The sequence below is a fragment of the Vreelandella massiliensis genome, assembly GCF_900155385.1.
Classification (GTDB): Bacteria; Pseudomonadota; Gammaproteobacteria; order Pseudomonadales; family Halomonadaceae; genus Vreelandella; species Vreelandella massiliensis.
Map to the genome: position 1 here is coordinate 2044021 of NZ_LT699745.1, position 22023 is coordinate 2066043.

Below are 22023 nucleotides of genomic sequence, written 5' to 3' on the forward strand. Positions count from 1 at the left end.
GCCGCCTCAAGTACAATCCCCGGCTTATCGTGGGGGAAGGTTTATGGATCGCATCTTTATCGAGGCGCTCGACGTCGACACCGTGATCGGCGTGTATGAGTGGGAGCGCACCATTTTACAGCCACTTAGCCTGGACCTGGTGCTGGCCACCGATATTCGTCCGGCGGCCGCCAGCGACGAGCTGCACCTCACCCTGGATTATGCCGCGATCTGCCAGCGCATTCAGCACTTCGCCCGTGAACAGCGGTTCGCGCTGGTCGAAACCTTCGCTGAGCGCTTAGCGCACACCCTGCGCCGCGAATTCCCCCTCACCTGGCTTGAGCTTACCGTGCGCAAACCAGGGGCTGTGCCCAATGCGCGCAGCGTCGGGCTGACCATCCGCCGCGGCACACTGCCGCAAGAGGAGGCGTGATGCCACAAGTGACCGTTAGCCTGGGCAGTAATATCGACCCTGTACGCCATATTCGCCTCTGCCTGGATGCCCTGGACGCCCGCTTTGGCGCGCTGAATATCTCCCGGATATTTGAGAGCGAACCGGTCGGTTTTGACGACAGCCGTAACTTTTTCAACCTGGTGGTCGCCTTTGAAAGCGACGCCTCCCCCGGCGAGCTACAGGCGTGGGCCAAGCGCCTGGAAGCCGATTGTGGGCGCCGCCCCGACACCCCCAAATTTAGCCCCCGCGCGCTGGATATTGACCTGCTTACCGTGGGCGGCCTGTGCGGCGATATCGAAGGCGTCAGCCTTCCGCGCGGTGAAATCACCCGCAACGCCTTTGTGCTGCAGCCACTCGCCGAGCTTTTACCCGATGACACCCACCCCCTTTGCGGCACGCCCTACGCCACGCTCTGGCAGCGCTTCGACCTTGGCACGCAGCGGCTATGGGCGGTGGATTTTCGCTGGAGGGGCCGCTTGATTTCACAAGCCGACACGCCTCTCGCCCTCGCCGCCGCCCGCTAAGTATCACGTTTTTGCATCGGGTAGCACCCACGCGATAGCGCTCAAGCGCTCGCGATCCAACGCCTTACCGATATCGGCGCCGCGATAGCCCGCCTCTACCAGCGCCTTAGGGCTAACGGCCGCCGCCTCACGCCACGCCTGGCGAAGCACTGCTTGCTGCGTTGGCGCCAGCACCTCCACCAGCGCCAACTGGGCGTCGACCTGCTCGGGCTTACGCCAGGCATCCAGCCGCGAAAGCCATTGCAGCACCGCCTCGGGCGTTATGAGTTGGGCTAAAAAACGCTCGGTGAAGGCGCTATGCGCGGCCAGCCGCGCAACCGCCTTGGGCAGTTTGAGCCGCTCGGCGAGCGCTTCGCGCTGATCGTCGTCAAGCGCTGACACCAGCCGCGCGTAGCGCCAGTGTGGCCGCGCTTCGGGCACCTGCGCCATGGCCGCCAGCCCCGGCGTTAATGCACTACCGCTAAGCTCGGGGAACCACATCGAAAGCGCGCCGCAGGCATCAAGCGCCTGGAAATAAGCCTCGGGCGTTGGCTCACCCAGCGCTTTTTCGCTCTCCACCCAAACCCGCTCGGCGGCCAAGTGCTCAAGCTCGCCGCTCTCGCTCACCTGCGCCATCAGCGCCTGGGTCTCCTCGGCAATGTGAAAGCCGCGCCCGGCGTAGCGGGCCAAAAAGCGCGCGGTGCGCAGTACGCGCAGCGGGTCTTCGCTAAAGGCATCCGAGACATGGCGCAAAAGGCGCGCCTCGATGTCGCGGCGTCCACCATAAGGATCAATGATCTCACCATTGGGCGCTTCGGCCATGGCGTTGATGGTCAAATCGCGGCGCTGCAGATCCTCCTCAAGGGTGACATCGGGGCTTGCGTGCACTTCAAAACCGCCGTAGCCGTGCCCCGCCTTGCGCTCGGTGCGCGCCAGGGCGTACTCCTCGGCGGTTTCCGGGTGTAAAAACACGGGGAAGTCGCGCCCCACCGGTTTGAAACCGCGCGCACGCATCGCCTCGGGCGTGGCGCCCACCACCACCCAGTCGTTGTCATAAACCGGCCAGCCGAGCAGCGCGTCGCGCACCGCCCCGCCAACCCGATACACCTCAAGCCCTTTTAGCCGAGGGTCTCGGCGTGGGTCTTGCTCGGGCGCTGCGCTCATGGCGTGCGTCCCGCGTTTTGGCTAGGCACTGAAGTGAGCGCCCCGGTCTCCAGCGTCAGCGCGGTCAGCGCGCCGCCCCAGGCGCAGCCGGTATCCAGCGCGCGAACGTCAATCGCCGCTTGCGGCGTCTTGCCCGAGAGCGCCGCCCAATGGCCGAACAGCAGCCGCGCCCGATCGTCGCGAGGGTACTGAAACCACGGTGCGAAGCCTTCAGGCGTGCTATCAAGGCCTCGCTTGGCGGCAAAATCGAGCCGCTCATTCGCGGCGATAAAGCGCATGCGCGCCATCACGTTGACGATGCAGCGCAGCCGCGCCACCCCTTCCAAGTCATCCCGCCAGCGATCGGGCTGATCACCAAAGAGATCGCGCAAAAAAGCCCCCGCCTGCTCGCCTTGAAGCGCGGCTTGCACCTCGCTATCCAGCGCTTGCGCTTTTGCCAGTGACCAAGAGGGCAAAATACCGGCATGCACCATGAGTGTGGCGTCTTCGCGTACGGTGAGCGGCTGCTGCTGCAGCCAGTCGAGCAGCGTTTCGCAATCGGGGGCGGCTAAAATGTCATCGAGCGTGTCATTTTTGCGCAGCTTACCGCCGCCGCGCGCCACCACCAGCAGGTGAAAGTCGTGATTGCCCAGCACGCAGCGCGCATCAAGCGCCTGGGCTTCGCGCAGGCAGGCAAGCGAACCGGGGCCGCGATTGACCAGATCGCCCACCAGCCATAGCCGGTCGCGGCCGGGGGTGAAAGCGAGCTTTTCCAGCAGCGCGACGAACTCGGCATGACAGCCGTGGAGGTCGCCGATCACGTAAGTGCTCATCGAGAACTCCCAGGAGTGTTGAGAACAAAAGCGTTGAGATTAATGAATCGCCAGCGGCGCCGCGAGGCTAAACGGCGCGACGGCCACGTCGAAGGCGCGTTGCGTGGAGGTATCGAGCAGCGTGTAGGCGCCCTCCATGGTGCCCACCGGGGTTTGTAGAATCGCCCGGCTAGTGTAGCGAAAGCGCTGACCGGGACCTATCAGCGGCTGCTGGCCAACCACCCCTTTGCCGCGCACCTCTTGGCATGCGCCGCTGCCCTGGGTGATTTTCCAGTAGCGGGCCAACAGCTGAACGCTGTGGGGGCTTTTATTCTCGACGGTGACGCGGTAGCTGAACACATGGCGGGCGTCCGCCACGCTGGACTCGTCAGCGTTGTAGTGCACCGCGATGGCCACGTGAATGGGGAGCTCGTTCACGATGCACTACCTCCCGCGTCATCCGTGGCGACGCGGTTGGCGATGCGCACAAACTCCTCCACCGTCAGGGTTTGCGGGCGGCGGGCAGGATCAATCCCCAGCGCCTGAAGCGTGTCGGCGTCCACTCGGCCCTTAAGGTTGTTGCGCAGGGTTTTGCGCCGCTGGCCAAACGCTTGCTTCACCAATGAAAACAGAAGCTGTGTATCGTGCGCCGTATGGGGAAGCTTGGCGTGCGGGGTCAGCCGCACGATCGCTGAATCCACTTTCGGGCGCGGTACGAACGCTTCCGGTGGCACAATAAAAAGCTGCTCCACCTGGCAGTAGTACTGTGCCATCACCGAAAGACGCCCCCAGTCGGCGCCGCCCGGCTCGGCGGCCAAACGCTCGACCACCTCTTTTTGCAGCATGAAGTGCATGTCCGCCACCGCGTTTTCGGCTTCGAGCAGGTGCACGATCAGCGGTGTGGAGATATTGTAGGGCAGGTTGCCCACCACGCGCAGCGGCGGACCCTCGCCTTTCAGCGCGGCGAAATCAAACGCCAGGGCATCGCCTGCGTGAATGACGAAATCGGGGTAGTTAAAAAACTGCACCCTGAGACCGGGAATCAAGTCGCGGTCGAGCTCGATCACCTCAAGCTTGCCCGTGGCCTCTAATAGGGGCTCGGTCAGCGCGCCTTGGCCGGGGCCAATTTCCACCAGGCGGTCGCCGTCGCGCGGGCCGATGGCGCGGATAATGCGCCCGATAATGCCGGGGTCACGAAGAAAGTTCTGCCCAAAGCGTTTACGGGCGCGGTGTTGCGGCACCTGAGACATGAAGCGAAATTCCTGGGTCAAGGGTGAGTGCAAGAGTGAGTGGTCGTACAGGTGGCACTGCGCTGATCGGCGAGGCGGCGCGCCAAGCGGATGGCCACGGCAAGGCTCGCCGGCGACGCCTTACCCGTGCCCGCGAGATCGAACGCGGTGCCGTGGTCCACCGAGGTGCGCACCAGCGGCAGCCCCAAGGTGATATTGGCGGCGTTACCAAAACCGGCATATTTGAGCACCGCCAGCCCCTGGTCGTGGTACATCGCCAGCACCGCGTCCACCTCGGCGAGGTGGCGCGGGGTGAAGAGCGTATCCGCCGGATAAGGGCCGCGAAGATCCAGCCCTTGTGCGCGCAGCGCGTCAAGGGTGGGCGTGATGATCTCAAGCTCTTCGCGGCCTAAATGCCCCTCCTCCCCGGCGTGGGGGTTTAACCCGCACACGGCGATACGCGGCTTATCAATGCCGAACTGGTGGGACAAATCCGCCGCCAGAATCCGGCTAATGCGGGTCAGCCGCTCAGGCGTGATGGCGTCGGCAACGCCGCGCAGGGGCAAATGCGTGGTGAGAAGCGCCACCCGCAGATCCGCCGCCCCCTGCCAGCCCGGCGCCTGGGCATGCAGCGCGCGATCGGTGGCCAGCATCATCACCACTTCCTCAACGTCGCAGGCGTCGCGCAGCCACTCGGTATGGCCGGTGAAGCTGGCGAAGCCGCCCTCGATGATCACGCCTTTGTGCAGCGGGGCAGTGGTGATCGCCGCCAGTATTTTTCACTTCGGCGAATACACCATTCCCGAAGCCAAACGCTACATGGCTGAGCGCGGTATCGAAATGCGGCTTTAAGGCATGTCACGCATAGCTTATCTGACCGGGGCGGTGTTATTCACCGCGCTGCTGCCGTCCAGCGCGGCGGCAGAGTGGCGTGAGCGCTTCAAGGAGTCTTTCGGCTGGCCTCCCACGCTCACGGTGGACCACGTGCTGGTCCAAACCAGTCTCTACACTCGCCACTTTAATCCAGACCCCGAACACACCGACCAACAGCGATTGATCAGCATTGAAGCACATACACCTGACCGTTGGCATGTGGGCGGCGCACGCTTTAAAAACTCGTTCAACCAGGACAGCGTGTATGTGTACGCAGGCAAATCCTTTCCGCTGTGGCAGCCAAATGCAACCTTTGAGCTACGCGGCAAACTGACCGCGGGGCTGCTGCACGGCTATCGCGGCGAATATCGCGATAAGATTCCTTTCAACCATTATGAAATTGCCCCGGCCGCGATGCCGGCTATTGGCATACGCTGGCACCACGTTGAAAGCGACCTGATTATATTTGGCAAGGCAGGCATGATGCTTACTGCGGGTGTGCGCTTTTAATCCTCCAGCGACAAGCCGAGGTTGCTGATGCCGTCGTTGCGGCCGAGCTGGCGGATGGCCTTAAGGGCGTTTTTATCCAGCGGCTCGGAGACGGCCTCCAATACGGCGTCCTGGAAGTTGTTTTCGTCCTCGGTGAGCGGGTGGTCGCGAATCAACAGCGCGAGTTTCTGCGCGTCCTCCTCGCCTTCGGTGAGTTCGATAAAGGCGCGCACGCCGGCGCGCGAGGTGCGGCTAACATCCAGCACCGCCTCGGGCGCCTCCCCCTGCAGCGTATCCAAAATCGATGACAGCGACACCACCGCATCCAGCGCGCGGCGAGCGCCGAAGCTATCGTCCTCCTCGGGCGGCTCGCACTCGGCGAGCTTCTCCGCCTGGCGAGCGAAATCAATGTTCGCGCCGCGCACGCTCAACTGCTCCCACACCAGGTCCAACACCGTGCGCAGGGTGTGCACATCGCCGTGGCCGGTGGTCTGCGCGTAGAGCGCATAGTTGGGCAACAGCCGCTCGCATAGTGCGGCCATAAAAGCCTGCTGGGCGGGTAGCGGTAGCGCTTGGAGACGCTGATAAAAGCCGGAGGGGGTTGACGCCATGGGGTATCCTATTGGTGAATCCGTATCGGCTAAAGAAACCCTTGTCGATACGTGACTGTCTCACTTTTCCGCCGCTCGTGTGGCAGAAAAGTATGTTATGTGCGGCCGGCGAGGAGATTACCATGCATATTCATCTGCTACAGCACGGCCCGGATCACGGCCCCGCGCGTTTGACCGATTGGCTGACCAGTATGGGCCACAGCCATACCGTGTTTCACCTCTACGACGGCGAGCTGCCGCCGCGCCCGGGCGACTGCGATGCCTTGATCGTGCTCGACGGCCCCGAGGCGCTGCTTAACGCCCCACCCTCTTGGCATAAGGCCGAAGAGAAACTCATCACCCGCTTGCTTGATAGCCACAAGCCCCTGATGGGCATTGGCCTGGGTGCCCACTATATCGCCGAGGCGCTCGGCGCGATCAGCGCACCCGGCACTTATCCGGAGGCGGGCTGGCACTCCGTCAGCTTGGCCGACGACAGCCCTTTCGCGCTGCCCGAGATCTTTGACGCCTTTATGTGGCACCGCTACGTGTTCAGCCTCCCCGATGAAGCCCTGCCGCTTGGGGGCAGCGCCGCCGCGCCGGTGCAGGGGTTTGCCTGGGACGCGGGGCGCGTGGTGGGCCTTTTGTGCCACCTGGAAGCCTCCCACGCCAGCGTCAAACAGCTCATGGCCGGCCAGCCGGTGCCCGAAGGGCGTGATGACTACCTTCAGAGCGAGGCGGCCATTTTTGCCCAGCCCAAGCGCTTTGACCATCTCGCGCCGCTGCTCGATCGGCTGCTAAGCCAGTGGCTGGGCCATGCCTGAGCGCGACCGCTCCGCGACACCGGCGGCGTGCTCGGCCTGCCACTGCTGCGCCGCCGCCAAGACGCTCTCCCAGTCGCCGACGTGTAGCTCAATGGCCCCTGCCTCCTGCTGGCGCTTAAGGTGGTAGCGGTAGAGCGGGTCGTAATACTCGGTTAAAAGCGGCGCCAGCCAGGCTTCATGGGCTTGGCGGTCGCCGCGTTCGTGAGCGGCGAAGGCCAGCGCTTGCATACGTTGCAGACGTTGTAAGCGGGCGTCGCCCAGGCGTTTTTTCAGCCGCAACAGCGAGTTTTCCAGCTGCGTTTGCATACGCTGCCACCCTTCTCCCGGGCCAAGCCGCTGTGCGTAGGCGCGCTCTAAATCGATGATGTAGTCTTGAATCAACTGCGCCAGGCGCCAATCCAGCGGCATCTCGATACGCATACGCGGCGCTTTTTCCATTGCGTGCCAAAAGGCGAGCGGCACGTTGACGCTGCCGACCTGGCGCGACTCATCCTCCACCACCAGCGGCCCGGAAAGCGTCAATAGCCGCTTGGCCAGGGTGTGTTCAAAATCGATCTGCGACGGCGGCGGCTCGGGCATCCGCCCGAACGCCGAGCCTTTATGGCGAGCAAACCCCTCCAAATCGACGCCGCTCTCAAGGCGGTTGATCAGCACCGTTTTGGCGCAGCCGGTCAGCCCGCCGATGATCAGCATCGGCTGCTCGGCGGCGGTGTCGATGCGCGCCGTCAACGCCTGGCGCAGCGCCTTCCAGCCGCCGTCGATGCGCGGACGCGTGACACCCGCCTCGGCCAGCCACGCTTGGGCAATTTGTGAGCGCAACCCGCCGCGAAAGCAGTAGATAACCGCATCGGGATGCTGGGCAACGTAGTCGCGCCAAGCGTTCACTCGGGCGGCTTTTACCGCGCCGCTGACCAGCCGCTCGCCTAGCGCTATCGCCGCCGCTTGCCCCTGCGCTTTATAGGCGATGCCCACCTGATGGCGCTCGTCGTCGTTCATCAGCGGCAGATTCACCGCGCCGGGGAGCGCCCCTTGGGCAAACTCCACCGGAGCGCGAACGTCGATTAGCGGCGTCTGGGCGCTAATCAGACGTGGATCGGCGTCAACGCTGGCAAGGCTTTCCGCGTCGGCTCGCCTCACCCAATCACCTCGATCAGCGCCGCGCCTTCCTGCTTGTGCAGCGTGCCGAAGGGTACCAGCTCAAGCTGGTGCTCGCGGCCAATACGCTCCACGTCGTCCTCCCACGCCGGGTCAACGGCCAGCAGCAGCCCCCCGGAGGTTTGCGGGTCGCACAGCCACTGCCAGTGCGCCTCGTCCATCGCTGGCAACGCCTCGCCGAGCGCCTGGCGATTGCGCTCACAGCCGCCCGGTACCGCGCCCTGGCGACGATACACTTCCGCCTCGGCAAGCCGTGGCAAGCGGCGAAAATCGATCCGTGCACGCACGCCGCTGGCCGCGCAGAGTTCGCTGAGGTGGCCAGCAAGGCCAAAGCCGGTCACATCGGTCATGGCGTTTACGCCTTGCACCTTGCCAAGCGAAATGCCGATATCGTTAGGCTTGAGCATGGTTTCCCGCGCCAAGCCCTCATGGCCGGGCTGCACCAAGCCACGTTTTTCCGCGGTGGTGAGCATGCCCACCCCGAGCGGCTTGGTGAGAAAGAGCAGATCCCCCGGCTTGGCGCCGTTATTGCGCTTGAGCTGATCCAGATCCACCAGGCCATTCACCGCCAGGCCAAAGATCGGCTCCTGGGCATCGATCGAGTGCCCCCCCGCCAGCGCCACGCCCAGCTCGCGGCATACCGCTTGGGCACCGGCGACCACGTCCCCGGCGATATCGGCGCTAAGTTTATCCAGCGGCCAACCGAGAAGGCTCAAGGCCATCACCGGCGTGCCGCCCATGGCGTAGACGTCGCTCAGGGCGTTGGTCGCGGCAATACGGCCAAAATCAAACGGATCATCGACGATGGGCATAAAAAAGTCGGTGGTGGCGATCATGCCGCGCCCGTCACCCAAGTCGTACACGGCGGCGTCTTCGCGCCCTTCGTTCCCCACCACCAGCCGGTGGCTGCCGGCCGGACGGCCCGCTTTAGCCAGAATGCTGTCCAGCACGTCGGGGGCGATCTTGCAGCCGCAGCCGGCCCCGTGGCTGTATTGGGTCAAACGAATGCTGCTCATGGCGTTTTCTCCTTAAACGGGCAGGGTCTTTATTTCGGTCGTTATCCTCAGTCTAACGTAGTCCGCGATCTCCTACAGCGCCTCTAGCGCATCGGAGAGTTTATCCACGGGGATCACCTCCATGCCCGCTGGCGCTTGCTTGGGAGCGTTGGCACGCGGCACGATGGCGCGGGCAAAGCCGTGCTTGGCCGCTTCCGCGATGCGCTCCTGGCCGCTGGGCACCGGGCGAATCTCGCCGGAGAGCCCCACCTCGCCAAACACCACCAGCTCCTTGGGCAGCGCACGGTTTTGCAGGCTCGATACCACGGCGAGCAGCACGGCGAGGTCGGCGCTGGTCTCCAGCACCTTGACGCCGCCCACCACGTTCAAAAACACATCCTGGTCGCCGGTGAAGAGCCCGCCGTGGCGATTGAGCACCGCCAAGAGCATCGCCAATCGGTTCGGGTCGAGCCCCACCGCCACGCGGCGCGGGTTGCCCAGCGCCGACTCATCCACCAGCGCCTGCACCTCCACGAGAATCGGCCGCGTGCCCTCCCACACCACCATGACGAGGCTCCCCGGCGCTTGCTCCTCGTTGCGCGAGAGAAAGATGGCGCTGGGGTTTTTGACCTCTTTGAGCCCCTGCTCCAGCATGGCGAATACGCCGAGCTCATTGACCGCACCGAAGCGGTTTTTCTGCCCGCGCAGGGTGCGAAAGCGCGAATCGGCGCCGCCTTCAAGCAGCAGCGAGGCGTCGATCATATGCTCCAGCACCTTGGGGCCGGCGAGGCTGCCATCTTTGGTCACATGCCCCACCAGCAGCAGCACGGTGTTGCTCTGCTTGGCGAAGCGGGTCAACGCGGCGGCGGATTCGCGCACCTGGGCGACGCCGCCGGGGGCGGAGCTAATGTCCTCCAGGTGCATGGTTTGGATCGAGTCGATCACCAGAATCTCGGGCTTCTCGCGCTCGGCCACGGCGAGAATGGTTTCGATGCTGGTTTCGGCGAGCATTTTCAGCCCTTGGGTGGGGAGCTGCAGGCGGTGGGCGCGCATCGCCACTTGCGACAGCGACTCCTCCCCGGTGACGTACAGAATGCGCCGCTGCTGGGCCAGTTTGCAGGCGGTTTGCAGCAACAGCGTCGATTTACCCGCGCCGGGGTGACCGCCGAGCAGCACCGCCGAGCCGGGCACCAGCCCGCCGCCAAGCACGCGGTCGAACTCGCCGAAGGTGGAGCTAAGCCGCGGCACTTCGCTCAGATCGACGCTGGCAAGGTCCACCACCTCGCGCGAAAGCGCGCCCGAATACCCCCCGCGCCCTGACGGCGCACTCGCGGTACTGCCGGCGCCAGGCCGGGCGGGTGCCAAGCGCACCTCGGTCAGCGTGTTCCACTCCTGGCAGCTGCCGCACTGCCCCTGCCACTTGCGGTACTCGGCGCCGCACTCGGTACATACAAAAGCGCTTTTGGCTTTGGCCACCGCGTTCTCCTCTATGAGCCGTCACCCTTCGACAGGCTCAGGATGATCGGTGTTAGAGCCGTTCACGCTAAAGGCGGCCGCAGCCGCCTTTATACGTTCAAGGTCATTTTGGCGTTAGTGTCGGCGTTAGGATTGACGCTGCAAGCGCAGCATCTCGCCGTTTTCGAAGCGGCGGCGCTCGGGGTCGATCAGCTCCAGCGTCTGCGGGTCGATGCGCAGGAAGTAGTACACCTGGCCATCACCGTTGGGCGTGAGTTCGTAAACGGTCGCATCCGGGTCAGAGGGGGTGCCGTCCAGCACTTCCCAGTTACCGGTATAGTTCTCATCCGGTGGATTTTGCGGGTGATTTCGATACGTGGCATTCAGGGTAAAGGTGCGCGCTTCGGCGGCGTCCGTCTCTTCGCCGCTCATGACGACATCCAAGTCGATGCCATCGCAGTTGCGGCACGGCAGCGTGCCCTGGTAGTTCACCTCGGGCGTTTGGGCGACCTGCTCACCCTGCTCCATCGGGCCTGCCGCGCAGCCGGCCAGTAAGGCCAGCATCGCGGAACCGGCAAACAAGCCTTTTAGCGGCATCGTCTTCAAATTCATGGCGTCTCTCCTTTCTGGAATGTTGAGCGTATGATCTTGAAAATGTAAGAACATGCAGCGCATTTATCGTGCTTAAGACAGCATAACCCCTACAAAGGGCAACGCCCACCCCAATCGCTGGGCGGCGCTTGCGCTTTCCCCTGCGCCAAGCGACCATGAGCGCTATCGATTTCCATGCCTCAGGATATGCTCATGAGCCAATTTTGGAGCCCCGCCGTTCAAGCGCTAACGCCGTATGTGCCCGGCGAGCAGCCCGCCGAACGGGTGATCAAACTCAACACCAATGAAAACCCCTACCCGCCCGCGCCGGGCGTGGGCCGGGTGCTGCGCGACTACGCCACCGACCATCTGCGGCTCTACCCCGACCCCACCTCCCACGCGCTACGCGTGGCCCTAGCCGAGAGCTTCGGGGTGGAGACGCACCAGGTATTCGCCGGTAACGGCTCGGATGAAGTCTTGGCCTTCGCCTTTCAGGCATTTTTCTGCCACGGGGCGCCCTTGGATGTGCCGGCGATTACCTATAGCTTTTACCCGGTCTACGCCAAGCTCTACAACGTTGAGTTGCGCACCCACCCGCTCAACGCGCAGTGGGAGGTCGACCTTGACGCGTTGGCGCAAACGCAACCGCGCAGCGGGATGATTTTTGCCAACCCCAACGCGCCAACCGGTCACGCGCACTCGCTTGCCGCGCTTGAAACGCTGCTTGAGCGCGTCACCGACCGCGTGGTGCTCATCGATGAAGCCTACGTCGACTTCGGCGCCGAGAGTGCCATCGCGCTGACCGAGCGCTACCCCAACCTGCTGGTAACCGGCACCTTCTCCAAATCGCGCAGCCTGGCGGGGATTCGCCTCGGCTACGCGGTGGGCTCGCGGGAGCTGATCGAAGGGCTTGAGCGGGTGAAGGACTCGTTTAACTCCTACCCGGTGGATAGCCTTGCCAGCCGCGTGGGAATGGCCGCACTTGAGGACCGCGCGCACTTTGACGCCTGCCGCGAGCGCGTGATCACCACCCGCGAGCAGACCCGGCAGCGGCTGGAGCGGCTCGGGTTTGAAGTACTGCCGTCAAGCGCCAACTTCGTGCTGGCTCAGCACCCGGCGTTCGACGGCGCCCAGCTTTTCGCCGGCCTGCGCGAGCGCGGCATTCTGGTGCGCCACTTCAATAAAGCCGGGCTTGAGAACTTCCTGCGCATCACCATTGGCACCGACGACGAGATGGATAGCCTGATCGAAGCGCTACAAGCGCTGATCCGCTAAACCGGCACCCACTCGTTGGCGAGCTGCTCGCGGATCAGCTCGCCCAGGCGCCGCGCCGGTTCCGAGGGCCGATGCGGCGCCCAGTGCAGCGCCAGCTCAATCGAGGGCAGCACAGGTAGGCCGCTGCTCTCATCCAACGCCTTGAGCGCGGGAGTGAGCATGCTGCGCGTGACCACCACGATCGCCAACCCCGCCATCACCACCGGCGCAAGGCCGCTCATGGATTGGCTAGTGTACGCCACCCGCCACTGGCGCCCGGCGTTTTGTAGCGCCTGCTCCGCCACTTCACGGAACACATCCGCCCCCGGCGTGTAGAGCGCCAGCGGCAGCGGGTCGCGCAGACGCGGCTGATGACTCAACCCCACGGCCCAATAGAGCGGTTCGCGGCGAATCACCTCGCCCCCCGGCGAGCGGCGCTGGCGCGTGACCAGGGCCAAATCCAGCTCGTCGTTTTTCACCCGCTCGGCTAAATCCGCGCTGGTGCCGCACACCACTTTCAAACCCACGCTGGGGTAAAGCTGGTGGAAGTAAGCGAACACCGAAGGCAGCAGCAGCGCGTAGTCTTCGGGGATGCCCAGCGTCAGCTCGCCGCTGACCTGACGCGCCTGCATATCCCGCCACGCCTCTTCGTTCAGGGTTAACAGCCTGCGCGCGTGAGCGAGCAGGCGCTCCCCCTCGGCGGTAAAGCGCACGCGCCGCCCTTCCCGCGCGTGCAGCGTGAGCCCCAACTGCGCTTCCAAGCGTTTGAGCTGCATGCTCACCGTTGACTGGGTATACGCTAGCCGCTTGGCCGCCGCGGTCACGCTGCCGGTATCGGCAATGGCGACAAAAGTGCGCAGCAGTGTGAGATCAAAGGTGGGCGGGCGCACTCATCACGCTCCTTGATGGATTGCATCAGTAATGATCGATTTTTTGATACGTCTTGGCTGAGTATGCTGCCGCTACCGTCACTCAAGCAAGGAGCGCGCCCATGCAACGCATCCGCTTTACCGCAGCACGCTATCTCGGCGTTCCAGCAGCGCTGATTGCGGTTACCCTGTGGAGTTCGGCACCGCTTTTGGCGGAGCAAGCACGCAGCGTTTCCGCGCTCGCGCTCACCACGCTTTCGCTGTTTGCCGGGGCGCTGGCCACCCTACCGCTTGGCCGGCGCGCGCCGGCGCTCTCCTGCTCCCTGGGCGGGTACTTGAGCGTTTGGCTGGGGGTGCCGCTTTTGATCTTAGGGGCCGTGAGTAGCTACTTCATCGGCATGCGCATCGCCCCCGCCGCGGAAGCCGCACTTGTCACCTACACATGGCCGGTGCTCTTTGTGCTGCTGAGCCAGTGGACACGCTTAGGGCAAGTGCGGCTCAAAAGCCTGACCGGGGCGCTGATCGCTTTTGGCGGGGCCGCGCTTCTGCTCACGCCCCAAGCTGGCGCCGGCATGGCGGACACTTCGCTACTGGGCTACGGCTTTGCGCTTCTGGCGGCGCTGTGCTGGGCGCTCTACTCCTGGGTGGGCCAAGTGGCGCCTATCGCCCTGACGCCGCGGCTCCCGCGGCTTCTGCTCATCGCCGCTTCTCTTAGCGCCGCCGCCACGCTATGGCTTGAAGGCGGCATCACATTGCCGGGCGCGACCGCGCTAAGCGCCGGCATCGCGCTGGGGCTCGGGCCCTTCGGCATTGCCATGGTGGCGTGGGATAACGCACTGCGCCGTGGGCAAGCCAGCGTTGTCGGCAGTCTCGCCTACGGTGTGCCGCTGCTGGCGGCGGCGCTATTGGTCGTGGTGGGCATCAGCCCGCTGGATTGGCGGCTGCCGCTGGCCACCGTGCTGGTGATCATCGGCTGCGTGCAGGCCAGCCGCTAGCGCGCCCGCGTTTTGCGCCGCGAGTAGCGGCGCAGCGCGAATAGCAGCAAAATACCTAGCCCCAAACCGGCCAGCGCCAGCAGCGCATCGCGACGGTCGCTCGCGGTCACAAGCGCGCCGAGCTGACTTCCCAAGAGCGTGACCGCCGCCAGCCCCGGGACGATGCCCAAGGTCGAGCCAATCATGTAATCACGAAACTTGATGTGAAAGGCGCCGGCCATCATGTTGGTTAGCGTGAAGGGTGCCAGCGGCAGCAGATTAATCAGCGTCATCGCTTGGATACCCCGCCGGGACAGGTAGCGTGAAAGGCCCTTCATGTGCCGGCCACCGTAGTTCAACAGCGCCTCGCGCCCCAGGTGATGGCCCACGCCATACGACACCACCGAGGAGGCCAGTGTCCCTAGCGTGGCGTAAACGAATCCCCACACCGGGCCGAAGATCAAGCCGGTCACCGCGACCAGAATGCTCAAGGGAAACATCACCAGCAGGGCGGCCACATAAACGCCCGTGACCAAGGCAAACGCCCAGGGCGAATCGCGCCACTGCGGCGACGCCGCGACCCACGCCACCACCCTTTTGACTGTCACCACGTCATTGACCGTCAGCCACTGCCACAGCCCACCGAGGGCGAGCAGCACCGCTATAACACTTAGCGCTATCGTGATGGAACGCGCCATTCGTTTCTCTCCTGTTGTCGCCGAACGTTTATGCCACGCTTTAATACGCCACTCTGATGATGCCGCGCGACGAATAAAAACGGATGAATAAAAGCGTGTTATCGACGCGCGTAGAGGTTTGTGGCAGCTTACCGTCCTGAAGGCGCCACCCATGTTCATTAACTTTTTCAGGAGACACGCCGCGTGCCTCGCCAGCGACTGATCCCATGGTTCTTTTATCTCAACCTTGCCCTCATCGCTGCGCTGTTGGGTTACAAAGCCTACCTGAATTTTTTTGAACAAGATTTCGCCGGTGATCACGCGGTGCAAGTCACCGCTATCGAGACGCTGCTGGCCGAGCGTGAAACGTACCGTTTCGCGGTGGTAGGCAACATCAACAACTCCGTGGGCATTTTTGAGCGCAAAATTATCCCGCGCTTAAACCGTGAGGGCTACGATTTTATCGTCTCGGCGGGCAATGCCGTGGCCAGCGGCGGCGAAGACAAGTACCGTGCGCTGTTCGGCACGCTAAGCCACCTGGAAATGCCGTACCTATTAACCTTCGGCCCCCACGAGGAGAGCCGCCTTGGGGGGTTTCGCTTTTATGACCACTTCGGCCCCTATCACTTTAGTTTCGTCGCTGGTAAAAGCCGCTTCACCTTCCTAGACAGCACCGGCACCACCGATTTCAGTTGGCAAGCACGCTGGCTTAAGGAAGTGCTCGCCACCGGGCGCGAGCCGAATCATTTCCTGTTCAGCGCCCATCCGCTCTACCCGGTGAATCATGCCGGACTTTTTGGTCTCGACAGTAACGACGACTACCATCTTGAGCATACCGCGCGACAGATGCTTACCCGCTACATCGAGCAGGCCGGCGTGGACGCGGTGTTCTCCTCCCAGGTGCCGCTGTTTGACCGCCAGCGCCACGGCGGTACCGACTACATCGTCACCGGCGGCGCCGGGGGGTTGGTGCTCAACGATGACGAGAGCTACCACCACTTTGTGTCAGTCAGCGTTGACGGCGATGAGATCCAGATCAGCGAACAGCGCCTGGATATTGGCCAACACCCGATCTGGAGTACGTTGGAGAGTTTGTGGTTTTTTATCTACTCACTGTTCTACGTCAGCTACCTGAACTTCATCCTGATTATTGCCACCTTCATCGCCTTCGGGCTCTGGCTACACAAGCGGATCTTCACCGAGCCGCACTACTACCCCGATTTCGATATCGACCCGGACGCCGGCGGTAACGCGCCGCTTAAGGTGGCCATGTTCACCAATAACTACCTGCCCTTTATCGGCGGCGTGCCGATCTCCATCGCGCGCTTAACGCGCGGGCTGACCGCGCTGGGCAGTCGCGTGCTGGTCGTCGCCCCGCGCTACCCGCAGCAAACGGACGAAGCGGAAGAAACGGACGTACTGCGCCTCGCCCCGCTTTTGCCCCTGGGTCGACATAAAGAGTTTCGCTTGGCGAACATTTTCTCTTGGCGTTTGCTTAAGCGCGTGCGCGGCTTTGCCCCACAGGTGATTCACGTTCACCACCCGTTCTGGATCGGCCGCGCCGGCCAGCTATTGGGCCGGCTACTGCGGGTGCCGGTGGTCTACACCTACCACACGCGCCTGGAGCACTACGCTCACTACGTGCCGCTACCCGGCCCGCTGTTTCGCAATTTGATTTCCCACGCGCTGGTCAAGCGCTTTGCCAACGGCTGCGATGCGGTGATTGTGCCGACGAGCTCCGCCGAGGAGTACCTGCGCATTATCGGGGTCAAACAACCCATTTTTATCCAGCCCACGGGCATCGAGTATGCGCGTTTCGCCGCCGCTGACAGCGCCGCGCTCGATACGCTACGAAAGCGCTACCGACTCGAGGGCAAGCGCGTACTGGTGTCGATTTCTCGACTCAGCAAAGAAAAAAATATCGACTTTATGCTCGATGGATTGGCGCTTTTACGCGATAACACGCCGCACGATTTTCATCTGCTGCTGCTCGGTGAAGGCCACGACCGTGACCGGCTGCAGGCGCGTATCGAGGCGCTAGACCTTGGCGAACACGTCACGCTGGTCGGCGCCGTCCCGCCCAACGAGGTGGCGTGCTACTGCCACTTGGCCGAGCTTTTTGTCTTCGCCTCGCGCTCAGAAACCCAAGGCATGGTGGTGCTTGAAGCCATGGCGGCAGGCTTGCCGGTAGTGGTGATTCGCTCCAGCGGCATCGAGGATATCGTCCGCCACGGCCTTAACGGCTACAAGACCGCGCCCGAGCCGCAGGCCTGGAGCCAGCGCATTGACACCATCCTCAGCGATGACGCGCTGAAAACGCGCATGAGTGAGCACGCCTCGCTTAGCGCCGCCGAGCACAGCATCGAAAAATTCGCCACTTCGGTGCTGCGCGTTTACCGCTACGTGATCGAGGCGCGGCAAAAACGCCGGCGTTAGATTCTGGCTCAAATATGGTGGATCTTTTCGTGCGCTGCGCTTGCCAGAAAGGCCGACCGGCTTTTCAATCCGTGCAACACCACGTACTCATCAATCTGGCGCAATACAGTTCCTGGTAGCGTCACCGTCACTTTTTCGGTCTTACCTAGGTAAGGCGTCAGATCAATATCGACCATCCCCCATCCCCAGCCTTTGAAATCTGGATGGCGGCGGTGATCGTCGATACGACCAGGCTTGGGAATGGCTTCTCCAGCGGCAACCCTTTCCTGTAGAACGATATGGGCCACTTCCAAGGCATTATCGTAGGCCTCTTCCGGCGTGTCGCCGGCACTGATTGCGCCGGGAATATCAGGAAACACAATGCCAGTGGCCGTATTGTCATCCCCCCACTCGATGGCGATCGGGTACTGCATGGCTCACCTCCAAAGGGAGTGTCGGTTGATACCCAACAAAAGCTTATAAAAGTCCGGCTTGCTTGCGAATCTGATGGACGGTGCCTTTGGGCAAATCCTTTTTGGGGTGTGGAACAGGCACGATACCGGGCTTCTCAGGATGCTTGAAGACGTGATGACTTCCTCGGATCCGCTCAAGACGCCAGCCATCAGCCTCAAGCTCCCTTATCAGCTCACTGCTTTTCACCGTCTGATCCTTAATGGTGCTCTTCTCTCTAAAGATACGCCCAGCGGTATATTATGCCGAACCCAATCGACCTGACAAGCGGCCCTCATTGCCGGGAAATCCGGAACCAGAGCGCGTAGAGCGCGGGCACGAACAGCAGCGTGATCAGCGTGCCCACCGCGACGCCGCCGATCAGCACGTAGGCCAGCGGCCCCCAGAAGCTGTCAAACGTCAGCGGAATAAACGCCAAAATCGCCGCCAGCGCCGTGAGGATCACCGGGCGGGCGCGCTGCACCCCTGCCTCGGTGACGGCCTCGCGTATCGCCATGCCTTCGTGCGTGTTGTCCGCGACCTGCTGGGTCAAAATCAGCGTGTTGCGCATCAAAATGCCCGCCAAGCCAATTAGCCCCAGCGTGGCGACAAAGCCAAACGGTTGATTGAACAGCAACAGCGCGGCGACCGCGCCAATCAGCCCCAGCGGCGCGGTGGCGACCACGATGAAGGTGCCGGCAAACGAGCGCATCTGCAGCATGATGAAGATCAACATTAACACCACCATCAGTGGCTGCAGCGCTTGGATCGAGGCTTGCGCCTTGTCCGACTGCTCCACCGAGCCGCCGATCTGCAACCGATACTCCTCCGGCAAGCGTGCCCGCACCGCTTCAAGCGCGTCCCACACTTCCAGCGTGACATCATTGGGCTGCGCCCCTTGAATCTCGGCGTTGACGGCGACAAAAGGCGCGCGGTTGTAGCGCTTGATCACCGGCTCCTCGAACGCGGTCTCAAGCTCGCCTAGCTGCATGAGCGGCACGCGCTGGCCGTCGCGGGTCAGGACTTCTAAGCTCTGCAAGTCGCGAATATCCCGGGCCGCCCCACGCCCCACGGCGGGCACCAGGCGAATGCCGTCGCGCAGCTCGGTAACGGTCACGCCATCAAGCTGGAACTGCAGCTGGCGCGCGACCTCATCCGGCGTCAGGCCAATCAACTGCAGACGGTGGTGATCGATCTCAAGGTGCAGCGTGGCGACACGTTCGTCCCACTCCAGGTGCGGGTCGCGGGTGGCCGGGTGCGCGTCAATCACCTCGCGCACCTGGTGGCCGATATCACGCAGCCGGTCGAGGTCGTCGCCAAGCACGCGAATGCTCACCGGCCAATCCACCGGCGGGCCGTAACGCAGCGCCTCCACGCGCACCCGGGCCTCGGGGAAATCCCCCGCCGCGATGCGCTCGCGCAGCATAGCGATCAAGTCGTTGCGCGAGGCCACGTCCTCCGCCACGGCAATCATCTTGGCAAAGGCGGGGTTGGGACGTTCAGGGCTTGCCGAGATAAAAAAGCGCGGCGCACCGCCGCCGACATAGGCCGAAAGCGACGCCACGCCCTTTTTATCTACGATGAGCGCTTCCAATCGCTTTGTGGTGGCGTCCGTCGCGCCAATGGCGCTGCCCTGCGGGTGGTAGACGCTGATCAGCACTTCCGGGCGGTCAGAGCTGGGAAAAAACTGCTGCTGCACCGGCCCGGCCATGCCCGCGATGGCGGCGACCAACAGCGCCACGGTGAGCGCGACCACGCTCTTGCGATAGTGCACGCAGGCGCCAATAACGCCGCGCAGGCGTTGATAGCCACGCGACTGGTACGCGGCGGCGGCCCCCTCATGGCTCTGCTGCTCCGGCAGGAGTTTGACGCCCAAATAGGGCGTAAAGACCACCGCCACCACCCAGGAGAGCAGCAGCGCGATGCCCAGCACCCAGAAGATATTACCGGCGTATTCCCCCACTCCCGACTGGGCGAAGCCGATCGGCACAAACCCGGCCACGGTGACCAGCGTGCCAAACAGCATCGGCGCGGCGGTGACCTTCCAGGCGTGCGACGCGGCACTGATGCGATCCCAGCCCTGCTCCATTTTCACGATCATCATTTCGATGGCGATAATGGCGTCGTCCACCAGCAGCCCCAGCGCGATGATCAGCGCGCCGAGGGTGATACGGTCGAGGTTGATGCCCATCGCCAGCATCACCACAAACGTCAGCGCCAGCGTCACGGGAATGGCAATCCCCACCACGATCCCAGCGCGAAGCCCCACCGCGAGCATGGTGACCAGCATCACCACTACCACCGCGATCAAAAACTTCACCTGAAACAGATTCACCGCGCCGGCGATGGCGTCCGCTTGGTTGGTCATCACGTCAAGCGACATCCCCAGCGGCAGGCGCCCGCGCTCCTGCTGCCAAAAGGCGTCCAAGCGCTCGCCAAACGCAAGGCCGTTTTCGCCCTCCTCCATCACCACGCCCAAGAGCAGCGCCTCTTCGCCAAAGGCGCGTACCAAATAGCTGGGCGGGTCTTCATAGCCGCGCGAGATGTCGGCGATATCCCCCAAGCGTATCAACCGCTCGCCGATACGAATCGGCACCTCGGCCAGCGCTTCGGGGTCCGCTCTATCCTGATCAAGGCGAAGATAGAGCCGCGGCCCCTGGGTCTCCACGCGCCCGGCGGGCAGCAGGCGGCTGTGCGCCTCAATCGCGGCGAATACCGCCTGCGGCGAGATCCCCAGACTCTGCAGTTTGGCCAGGTCAAAATCGAGGTGCATGCGCTCGGCGCGCTCGCCCAGCACTTGGGCTTTGTTCACCCCGTCGACGCGCTGCAACCGGTCGCGAATATCCTCCGCCTCGCGCACCATCTCGCGCATCGGCAGCCCCGGCGCGGTCAGCGCGACAAGGGTAAAGTACACGTCACCGAAATCTTCGTTGATGATGGGTCCGATCACGCCGTCGGGCAGGTGGGGAGCTTCGTCCTGCATGCGGCGGCGCACCTGGTAAAAGCGCTCGGGGACTTGCTCGCCGGGGGTGTGATCCTCAAACTCGACCTGCAGATCGGCGCGCCCGGGGCGAAGGGTGGTTTCAATGCGGTAGAGATCGTCGACCTCCTGGATGCGCTTTTCCAGCCGATCGGCCACGCTATCCTGCATCTGTTCAGGGGTCGCGCCCGGCCACACCACTGAGACCATCATCACTCGCACGGTAAAATCGGGGTCTTCCGCGCGCCCCATGGAGGCGAAGGCGTAAAGCCCCGAGGCCAGCGCGATCAACAGCAGAAACAGCGTCACGGCGCGCTCGCGCACGGCAAGCGCTGAAAAGTTGGGGAAGCTCACTCTGGGGCCTCCTCACCCAGCGGCCGCACCGCCATGCCCGGTGTCAGCAGGTGAGTCCCCAGGGCGATAACCGCTTGACCGTCGCGCAAGGCCTCGCCACGCACCCAGGCGTGCTCGCGGGTCATGCGCTCAAGGGCCACCGGCAGCGGCTCGGCTTGGCCCTCAACGATATGCCACAGCTGCGGGCCGTCGCCGCGCTCATCCAGCGCCGCCACGGGCACCCGAAAGCGGCCGGCGCCCTCCGCCTCGTCCAGGGTAAAACGTGCCTGTACGACTTCACCCAGACCCCGCTCGGTGAGCGCGGTTTCAAGCCGGTAGCGGGCGCGCCAGGTGCGGCTGGCGGGGTCGGCGGCGCCGGCTACTTCGCGGCGAGAAAGGGCAACGCGGCGCTCACCCTGCAAAAGCTCGCCGCTTGGCGGGGGATGNGCGTACTCCAGCGCATGGCGGGCTTGCGCGACGCGGGCGCTGGCGGCATCGCGCTGCATGGCGGCCTCGCGCACGGCAAGCTCAGCACGCTCAAACGCCTGACGGCTCAGGAAGTTTTTCTCCAGCAGTTGGCGGTCGCGCGCAAGATCGGCCCGCACCACCGCAAGGGTTGCTTCGGCGGCGTTCAGCTCGGCCTTGGCAGCAGCGAGGGCCTCTTCCAAATCGCGGGGGTCCAAGGTAAAGAGCACATCCCCCGCGCGAACCCTCTGCCCGGCATCAACGTGGCGGCTTGCGATCTGGCCGCTGACCCGAAAGGCCTGTGGGGTTTCATAGCGCGCGCGCACCACCCCGGTCAGGGAGAGCGTCGATGCGGAAACAGGGCTCACCGGCGCGGTTTTGACCCAACGCGGCGCATCCTTCACCGAGCGCTGTGACGACTCCTCGCTACAGCCGGCAAGCAGCAGCAGTGCCAATAGCACGGCGGTGGCCTTGAACATAAACATTTCCTTTGGGTGAGCGTGAAATCGATGGT

General features: G+C 63.5%; 22 protein-coding genes and 2 pseudogenes. 8 read left to right on the forward strand and 16 right to left on the reverse strand.

Annotated elements, in window-relative coordinates; all coding sequences use genetic code 11:
* The first annotated feature begins 43 nt into the window (after nucleotides 1–43).
* A complete protein-coding gene (gene folB / locus BQ9846_RS14295; protein ID WP_075881602.1) occupies nucleotides 44–412 on the forward strand; it encodes a dihydroneopterin aldolase in 369 nt (122 codons plus the stop codon).
* Nucleotides 412–957, forward strand: coding sequence for a 2-amino-4-hydroxy-6-hydroxymethyldihydropteridine diphosphokinase (gene folK, locus BQ9846_RS14300; protein ID WP_075881603.1), 546 nt, complete (start codon nucleotides 412–414; stop codon nucleotides 955–957). The genes folB and folK overlap by 1 nt, the downstream gene beginning before the upstream one ends.
* Before the next feature lie 3 nt (nucleotides 958–960).
* Here folK and BQ9846_RS14305 read toward each other — a convergent pair whose 3' ends face one another.
* From BQ9846_RS14305 to pdxA, 5 genes and pseudogenes are all read right to left on the reverse strand, one after another.
* The gene (locus BQ9846_RS14305) at nucleotides 961–2100 is read right to left on the reverse strand and encodes a tRNA nucleotidyltransferase/poly(A) polymerase-related protein (protein ID WP_075881604.1); all 1140 of its coding nucleotides are present in this window, start codon (nucleotides 2098–2100) and stop codon (nucleotides 961–963) included.
* The gene (locus BQ9846_RS14310) at nucleotides 2097–2912 is read right to left on the reverse strand and encodes a symmetrical bis(5'-nucleosyl)-tetraphosphatase (protein ID WP_075881605.1); all 816 of its coding nucleotides are present in this window, start codon (nucleotides 2910–2912) and stop codon (nucleotides 2097–2099) included. Before BQ9846_RS14310 ends, BQ9846_RS14305 begins: the two co-directional genes overlap by 4 nt.
* A 39-nt stretch (nucleotides 2913–2951) precedes the next feature.
* Nucleotides 2952–3329 carry a Co2+/Mg2+ efflux protein ApaG gene (gene apaG, locus BQ9846_RS14315; RefSeq protein ID WP_075881606.1) on the reverse strand — a complete coding sequence of 126 codons (378 nt, stop codon included), beginning with the start codon at nucleotides 3327–3329 and terminating at the stop codon, nucleotides 2952–2954.
* Nucleotides 3326–4141, reverse strand: a complete 816-nt coding sequence (gene rsmA, locus BQ9846_RS14320) for a 16S rRNA (adenine(1518)-N(6)/adenine(1519)-N(6))-dimethyltransferase RsmA (protein WP_075881607.1) — start codon at nucleotides 4139–4141, stop codon at nucleotides 3326–3328. Before rsmA ends, apaG begins: the two co-directional genes overlap by 4 nt.
* 17 nt (nucleotides 4142–4158) lie before the next feature.
* Nucleotides 4159–4890 (reverse strand): annotated as a pseudogene (gene pdxA, locus BQ9846_RS14325) (4-hydroxythreonine-4-phosphate dehydrogenase PdxA); the annotation flags it as partial.
* Between pdxA and BQ9846_RS16600 the strand changes: the two are divergent.
* Nucleotides 4880–4972, forward strand: a pseudogene (locus BQ9846_RS16600) (imidazole glycerol phosphate synthase subunit HisF); the annotation flags it as partial. The pseudogenes pdxA and BQ9846_RS16600 overlap by 11 nt on opposite strands.
* Nucleotides 4973–4975: 3 nt before the next feature.
* Entirely contained in the window at nucleotides 4976–5503 is a 528-nt protein-coding gene (locus tag BQ9846_RS14330) for a hypothetical protein (RefSeq protein WP_075881608.1), read from the forward strand.
* Here BQ9846_RS14330 and BQ9846_RS14335 read toward each other — a convergent pair.
* A complete protein-coding gene (locus BQ9846_RS14335) occupies nucleotides 5500–6093 on the reverse strand; it encodes a YjaG family protein (RefSeq protein ID WP_075881609.1) in 594 nt (197 codons plus the stop codon). The two genes, BQ9846_RS14330 and BQ9846_RS14335, sit on opposite strands and share 4 nt — an antisense overlap.
* A 122-nt stretch (nucleotides 6094–6215) precedes the next feature.
* On the opposite strand from BQ9846_RS14335, the gene BQ9846_RS14340 reads away from it, so the two are divergent.
* Nucleotides 6216–6896 carry a type 1 glutamine amidotransferase gene (locus BQ9846_RS14340; RefSeq protein ID WP_075881610.1) on the forward strand — a complete coding sequence of 227 codons (681 nt, stop codon included), beginning with the start codon at nucleotides 6216–6218 and terminating at the stop codon, nucleotides 6894–6896.
* Here BQ9846_RS14340 and mnmH read toward each other — a convergent pair.
* From mnmH to BQ9846_RS14360, 4 genes are all read right to left on the reverse strand, one after another.
* Nucleotides 6870–8033 (reverse strand): tRNA 2-selenouridine(34) synthase MnmH, encoded by a 1164-nt coding sequence (mnmH, locus tag BQ9846_RS14345; RefSeq protein WP_075881611.1) that lies wholly within the window; start codon nucleotides 8031–8033, stop codon nucleotides 6870–6872. The genes BQ9846_RS14340 and mnmH overlap by 27 nt on opposite strands.
* Nucleotides 8030–9067 (reverse strand): selenide, water dikinase SelD, encoded by a 1038-nt coding sequence (gene selD, locus BQ9846_RS14350; RefSeq protein ID WP_075881612.1) that lies wholly within the window; start codon nucleotides 9065–9067, stop codon nucleotides 8030–8032. The genes mnmH and selD overlap by 4 nt, the downstream gene beginning before the upstream one ends.
* 72 nt (nucleotides 9068–9139) lie before the next feature.
* Complete coding sequence (radA, locus tag BQ9846_RS14355; RefSeq protein ID WP_075881613.1) at nucleotides 9140–10522, reverse strand: DNA repair protein RadA; 1383 nt, start codon at nucleotides 10520–10522, stop codon at nucleotides 9140–9142.
* A 126-nt stretch (nucleotides 10523–10648) separates the two neighbouring features.
* Nucleotides 10649–11098, reverse strand: coding sequence for a copper resistance protein NlpE N-terminal domain-containing protein (locus BQ9846_RS14360; protein WP_075881770.1), 450 nt, complete (start codon nucleotides 11096–11098; stop codon nucleotides 10649–10651).
* 207 nt (nucleotides 11099–11305) lie between these two features.
* Here BQ9846_RS14360 and hisC point away from each other — a divergent pair, with 207 nt between their 5' ends.
* On the forward strand, nucleotides 11306–12367 hold the full coding sequence (hisC, locus tag BQ9846_RS14365; protein ID WP_075881614.1) for a histidinol-phosphate transaminase: 1062 nt from the start codon (nucleotides 11306–11308) through the stop codon (nucleotides 12365–12367).
* On the opposite strand, the gene BQ9846_RS14370 is transcribed toward hisC, so the two are convergent.
* On the reverse strand, nucleotides 12364–13236 hold the full coding sequence (locus BQ9846_RS14370) for a LysR substrate-binding domain-containing protein (protein WP_075881615.1): 873 nt from the start codon (nucleotides 13234–13236) through the stop codon (nucleotides 12364–12366). The two genes, hisC and BQ9846_RS14370, sit on opposite strands and share 4 nt — an antisense overlap.
* A gap of 101 nt (nucleotides 13237–13337) precedes the next feature.
* Between BQ9846_RS14370 and BQ9846_RS14375 the strand changes: the two genes are divergently transcribed.
* Nucleotides 13338–14210, forward strand: coding sequence for a DMT family transporter (locus BQ9846_RS14375; RefSeq protein WP_075881616.1), 873 nt, complete (start codon nucleotides 13338–13340; stop codon nucleotides 14208–14210).
* On the opposite strand, the gene BQ9846_RS14380 is transcribed toward BQ9846_RS14375, so the two are convergent.
* Nucleotides 14207–14887, reverse strand: coding sequence for a TVP38/TMEM64 family protein (locus BQ9846_RS14380; protein ID WP_075881617.1), 681 nt, complete (start codon nucleotides 14885–14887; stop codon nucleotides 14207–14209). The two genes, BQ9846_RS14375 and BQ9846_RS14380, sit on opposite strands and share 4 nt — an antisense overlap.
* A gap of 183 nt (nucleotides 14888–15070) precedes the next feature.
* Here BQ9846_RS14380 and BQ9846_RS14385 point away from each other — a divergent pair, with 183 nt between their 5' ends.
* The gene (locus BQ9846_RS14385; RefSeq protein ID WP_075881618.1) at nucleotides 15071–17302 is read left to right on the forward strand and encodes a glycosyltransferase; all 2232 of its coding nucleotides are present in this window, start codon (nucleotides 15071–15073) and stop codon (nucleotides 17300–17302) included.
* Nucleotides 17303–17310: 8 nt separating this feature from the next.
* Here the strand turns inward: BQ9846_RS14385 and BQ9846_RS14390 are convergent, their stop codons facing one another.
* From BQ9846_RS14390 to BQ9846_RS14405, 4 genes are all read right to left on the reverse strand, one after another.
* The gene (locus BQ9846_RS14390) at nucleotides 17311–17715 is read right to left on the reverse strand and encodes a type II toxin-antitoxin system HicB family antitoxin (protein ID WP_075881619.1); all 405 of its coding nucleotides are present in this window, start codon (nucleotides 17713–17715) and stop codon (nucleotides 17311–17313) included.
* 43 nt (nucleotides 17716–17758) lie between these two features.
* Entirely contained in the window at nucleotides 17759–17941 is a 183-nt protein-coding gene (locus tag BQ9846_RS14395) for a type II toxin-antitoxin system HicA family toxin (RefSeq protein WP_075881620.1), read from the reverse strand.
* An 85-nt stretch (nucleotides 17942–18026) separates the two neighbouring features.
* Nucleotides 18027–21065 carry an efflux RND transporter permease subunit gene (locus tag BQ9846_RS14400; RefSeq protein WP_075881621.1) on the reverse strand — a complete coding sequence of 1013 codons (3039 nt, stop codon included), beginning with the start codon at nucleotides 21063–21065 and terminating at the stop codon, nucleotides 18027–18029.
* Nucleotides 21062–21994, reverse strand: a complete 933-nt coding sequence (locus BQ9846_RS14405) for an efflux RND transporter periplasmic adaptor subunit (protein ID WP_075881622.1) — start codon at nucleotides 21992–21994, stop codon at nucleotides 21062–21064. The genes BQ9846_RS14400 and BQ9846_RS14405 overlap by 4 nt, the downstream gene beginning before the upstream one ends.
* Between the last annotated feature and the right edge of the window lie 29 nt (nucleotides 21995–22023).

Coding starts and splice junctions, on each gene's coding strand:
- folB (WP_075881602.1), top strand. CDS start 44: ATGGATCGCATCTTTATCGAGGCGCTCGACGTCGACACCGTGATCGGC.
- folK (WP_075881603.1), top strand. CDS start 412: ATGCCACAAGTGACCGTTAGCCTGGGCAGTAATATCGACCCTGTACGC.
- BQ9846_RS14305 (WP_075881604.1), bottom strand. CDS start 2,100: ATGAGCGCAGCGCCCGAGCAAGACCCACGCCGAGACCCTCGGCTAAAA.
- BQ9846_RS14310 (WP_075881605.1), bottom strand. CDS start 2,912: ATGAGCACTTACGTGATCGGCGACCTCCACGGCTGTCATGCCGAGTTC.
- rsmA (WP_075881607.1), bottom strand. CDS start 4,141: ATGTCTCAGGTGCCGCAACACCGCGCCCGTAAACGCTTTGGGCAGAAC.
- BQ9846_RS14330 (WP_075881608.1), top strand. CDS start 4,976: ATGTCACGCATAGCTTATCTGACCGGGGCGGTGTTATTCACCGCGCTG.
- BQ9846_RS14335 (WP_075881609.1), bottom strand. CDS start 6,093: ATGGCGTCAACCCCCTCCGGCTTTTATCAGCGTCTCCAAGCGCTACCG.
- BQ9846_RS14340 (WP_075881610.1), top strand. CDS start 6,216: ATGCATATTCATCTGCTACAGCACGGCCCGGATCACGGCCCCGCGCGT.
- selD (WP_075881612.1), bottom strand. CDS start 9,067: ATGAGCAGCATTCGTTTGACCCAATACAGCCACGGGGCCGGCTGCGGC.
- BQ9846_RS14360 (WP_075881770.1), bottom strand. CDS start 11,098: ATGCCGCTAAAAGGCTTGTTTGCCGGTTCCGCGATGCTGGCCTTACTG.
- hisC (WP_075881614.1), top strand. CDS start 11,306: ATGAGCCAATTTTGGAGCCCCGCCGTTCAAGCGCTAACGCCGTATGTG.
- BQ9846_RS14375 (WP_075881616.1), top strand. CDS start 13,338: ATGCAACGCATCCGCTTTACCGCAGCACGCTATCTCGGCGTTCCAGCA.
- BQ9846_RS14380 (WP_075881617.1), bottom strand. CDS start 14,887: ATGGCGCGTTCCATCACGATAGCGCTAAGTGTTATAGCGGTGCTGCTC.
- BQ9846_RS14390 (WP_075881619.1), bottom strand. CDS start 17,715: ATGCAGTACCCGATCGCCATCGAGTGGGGGGATGACAATACGGCCACT.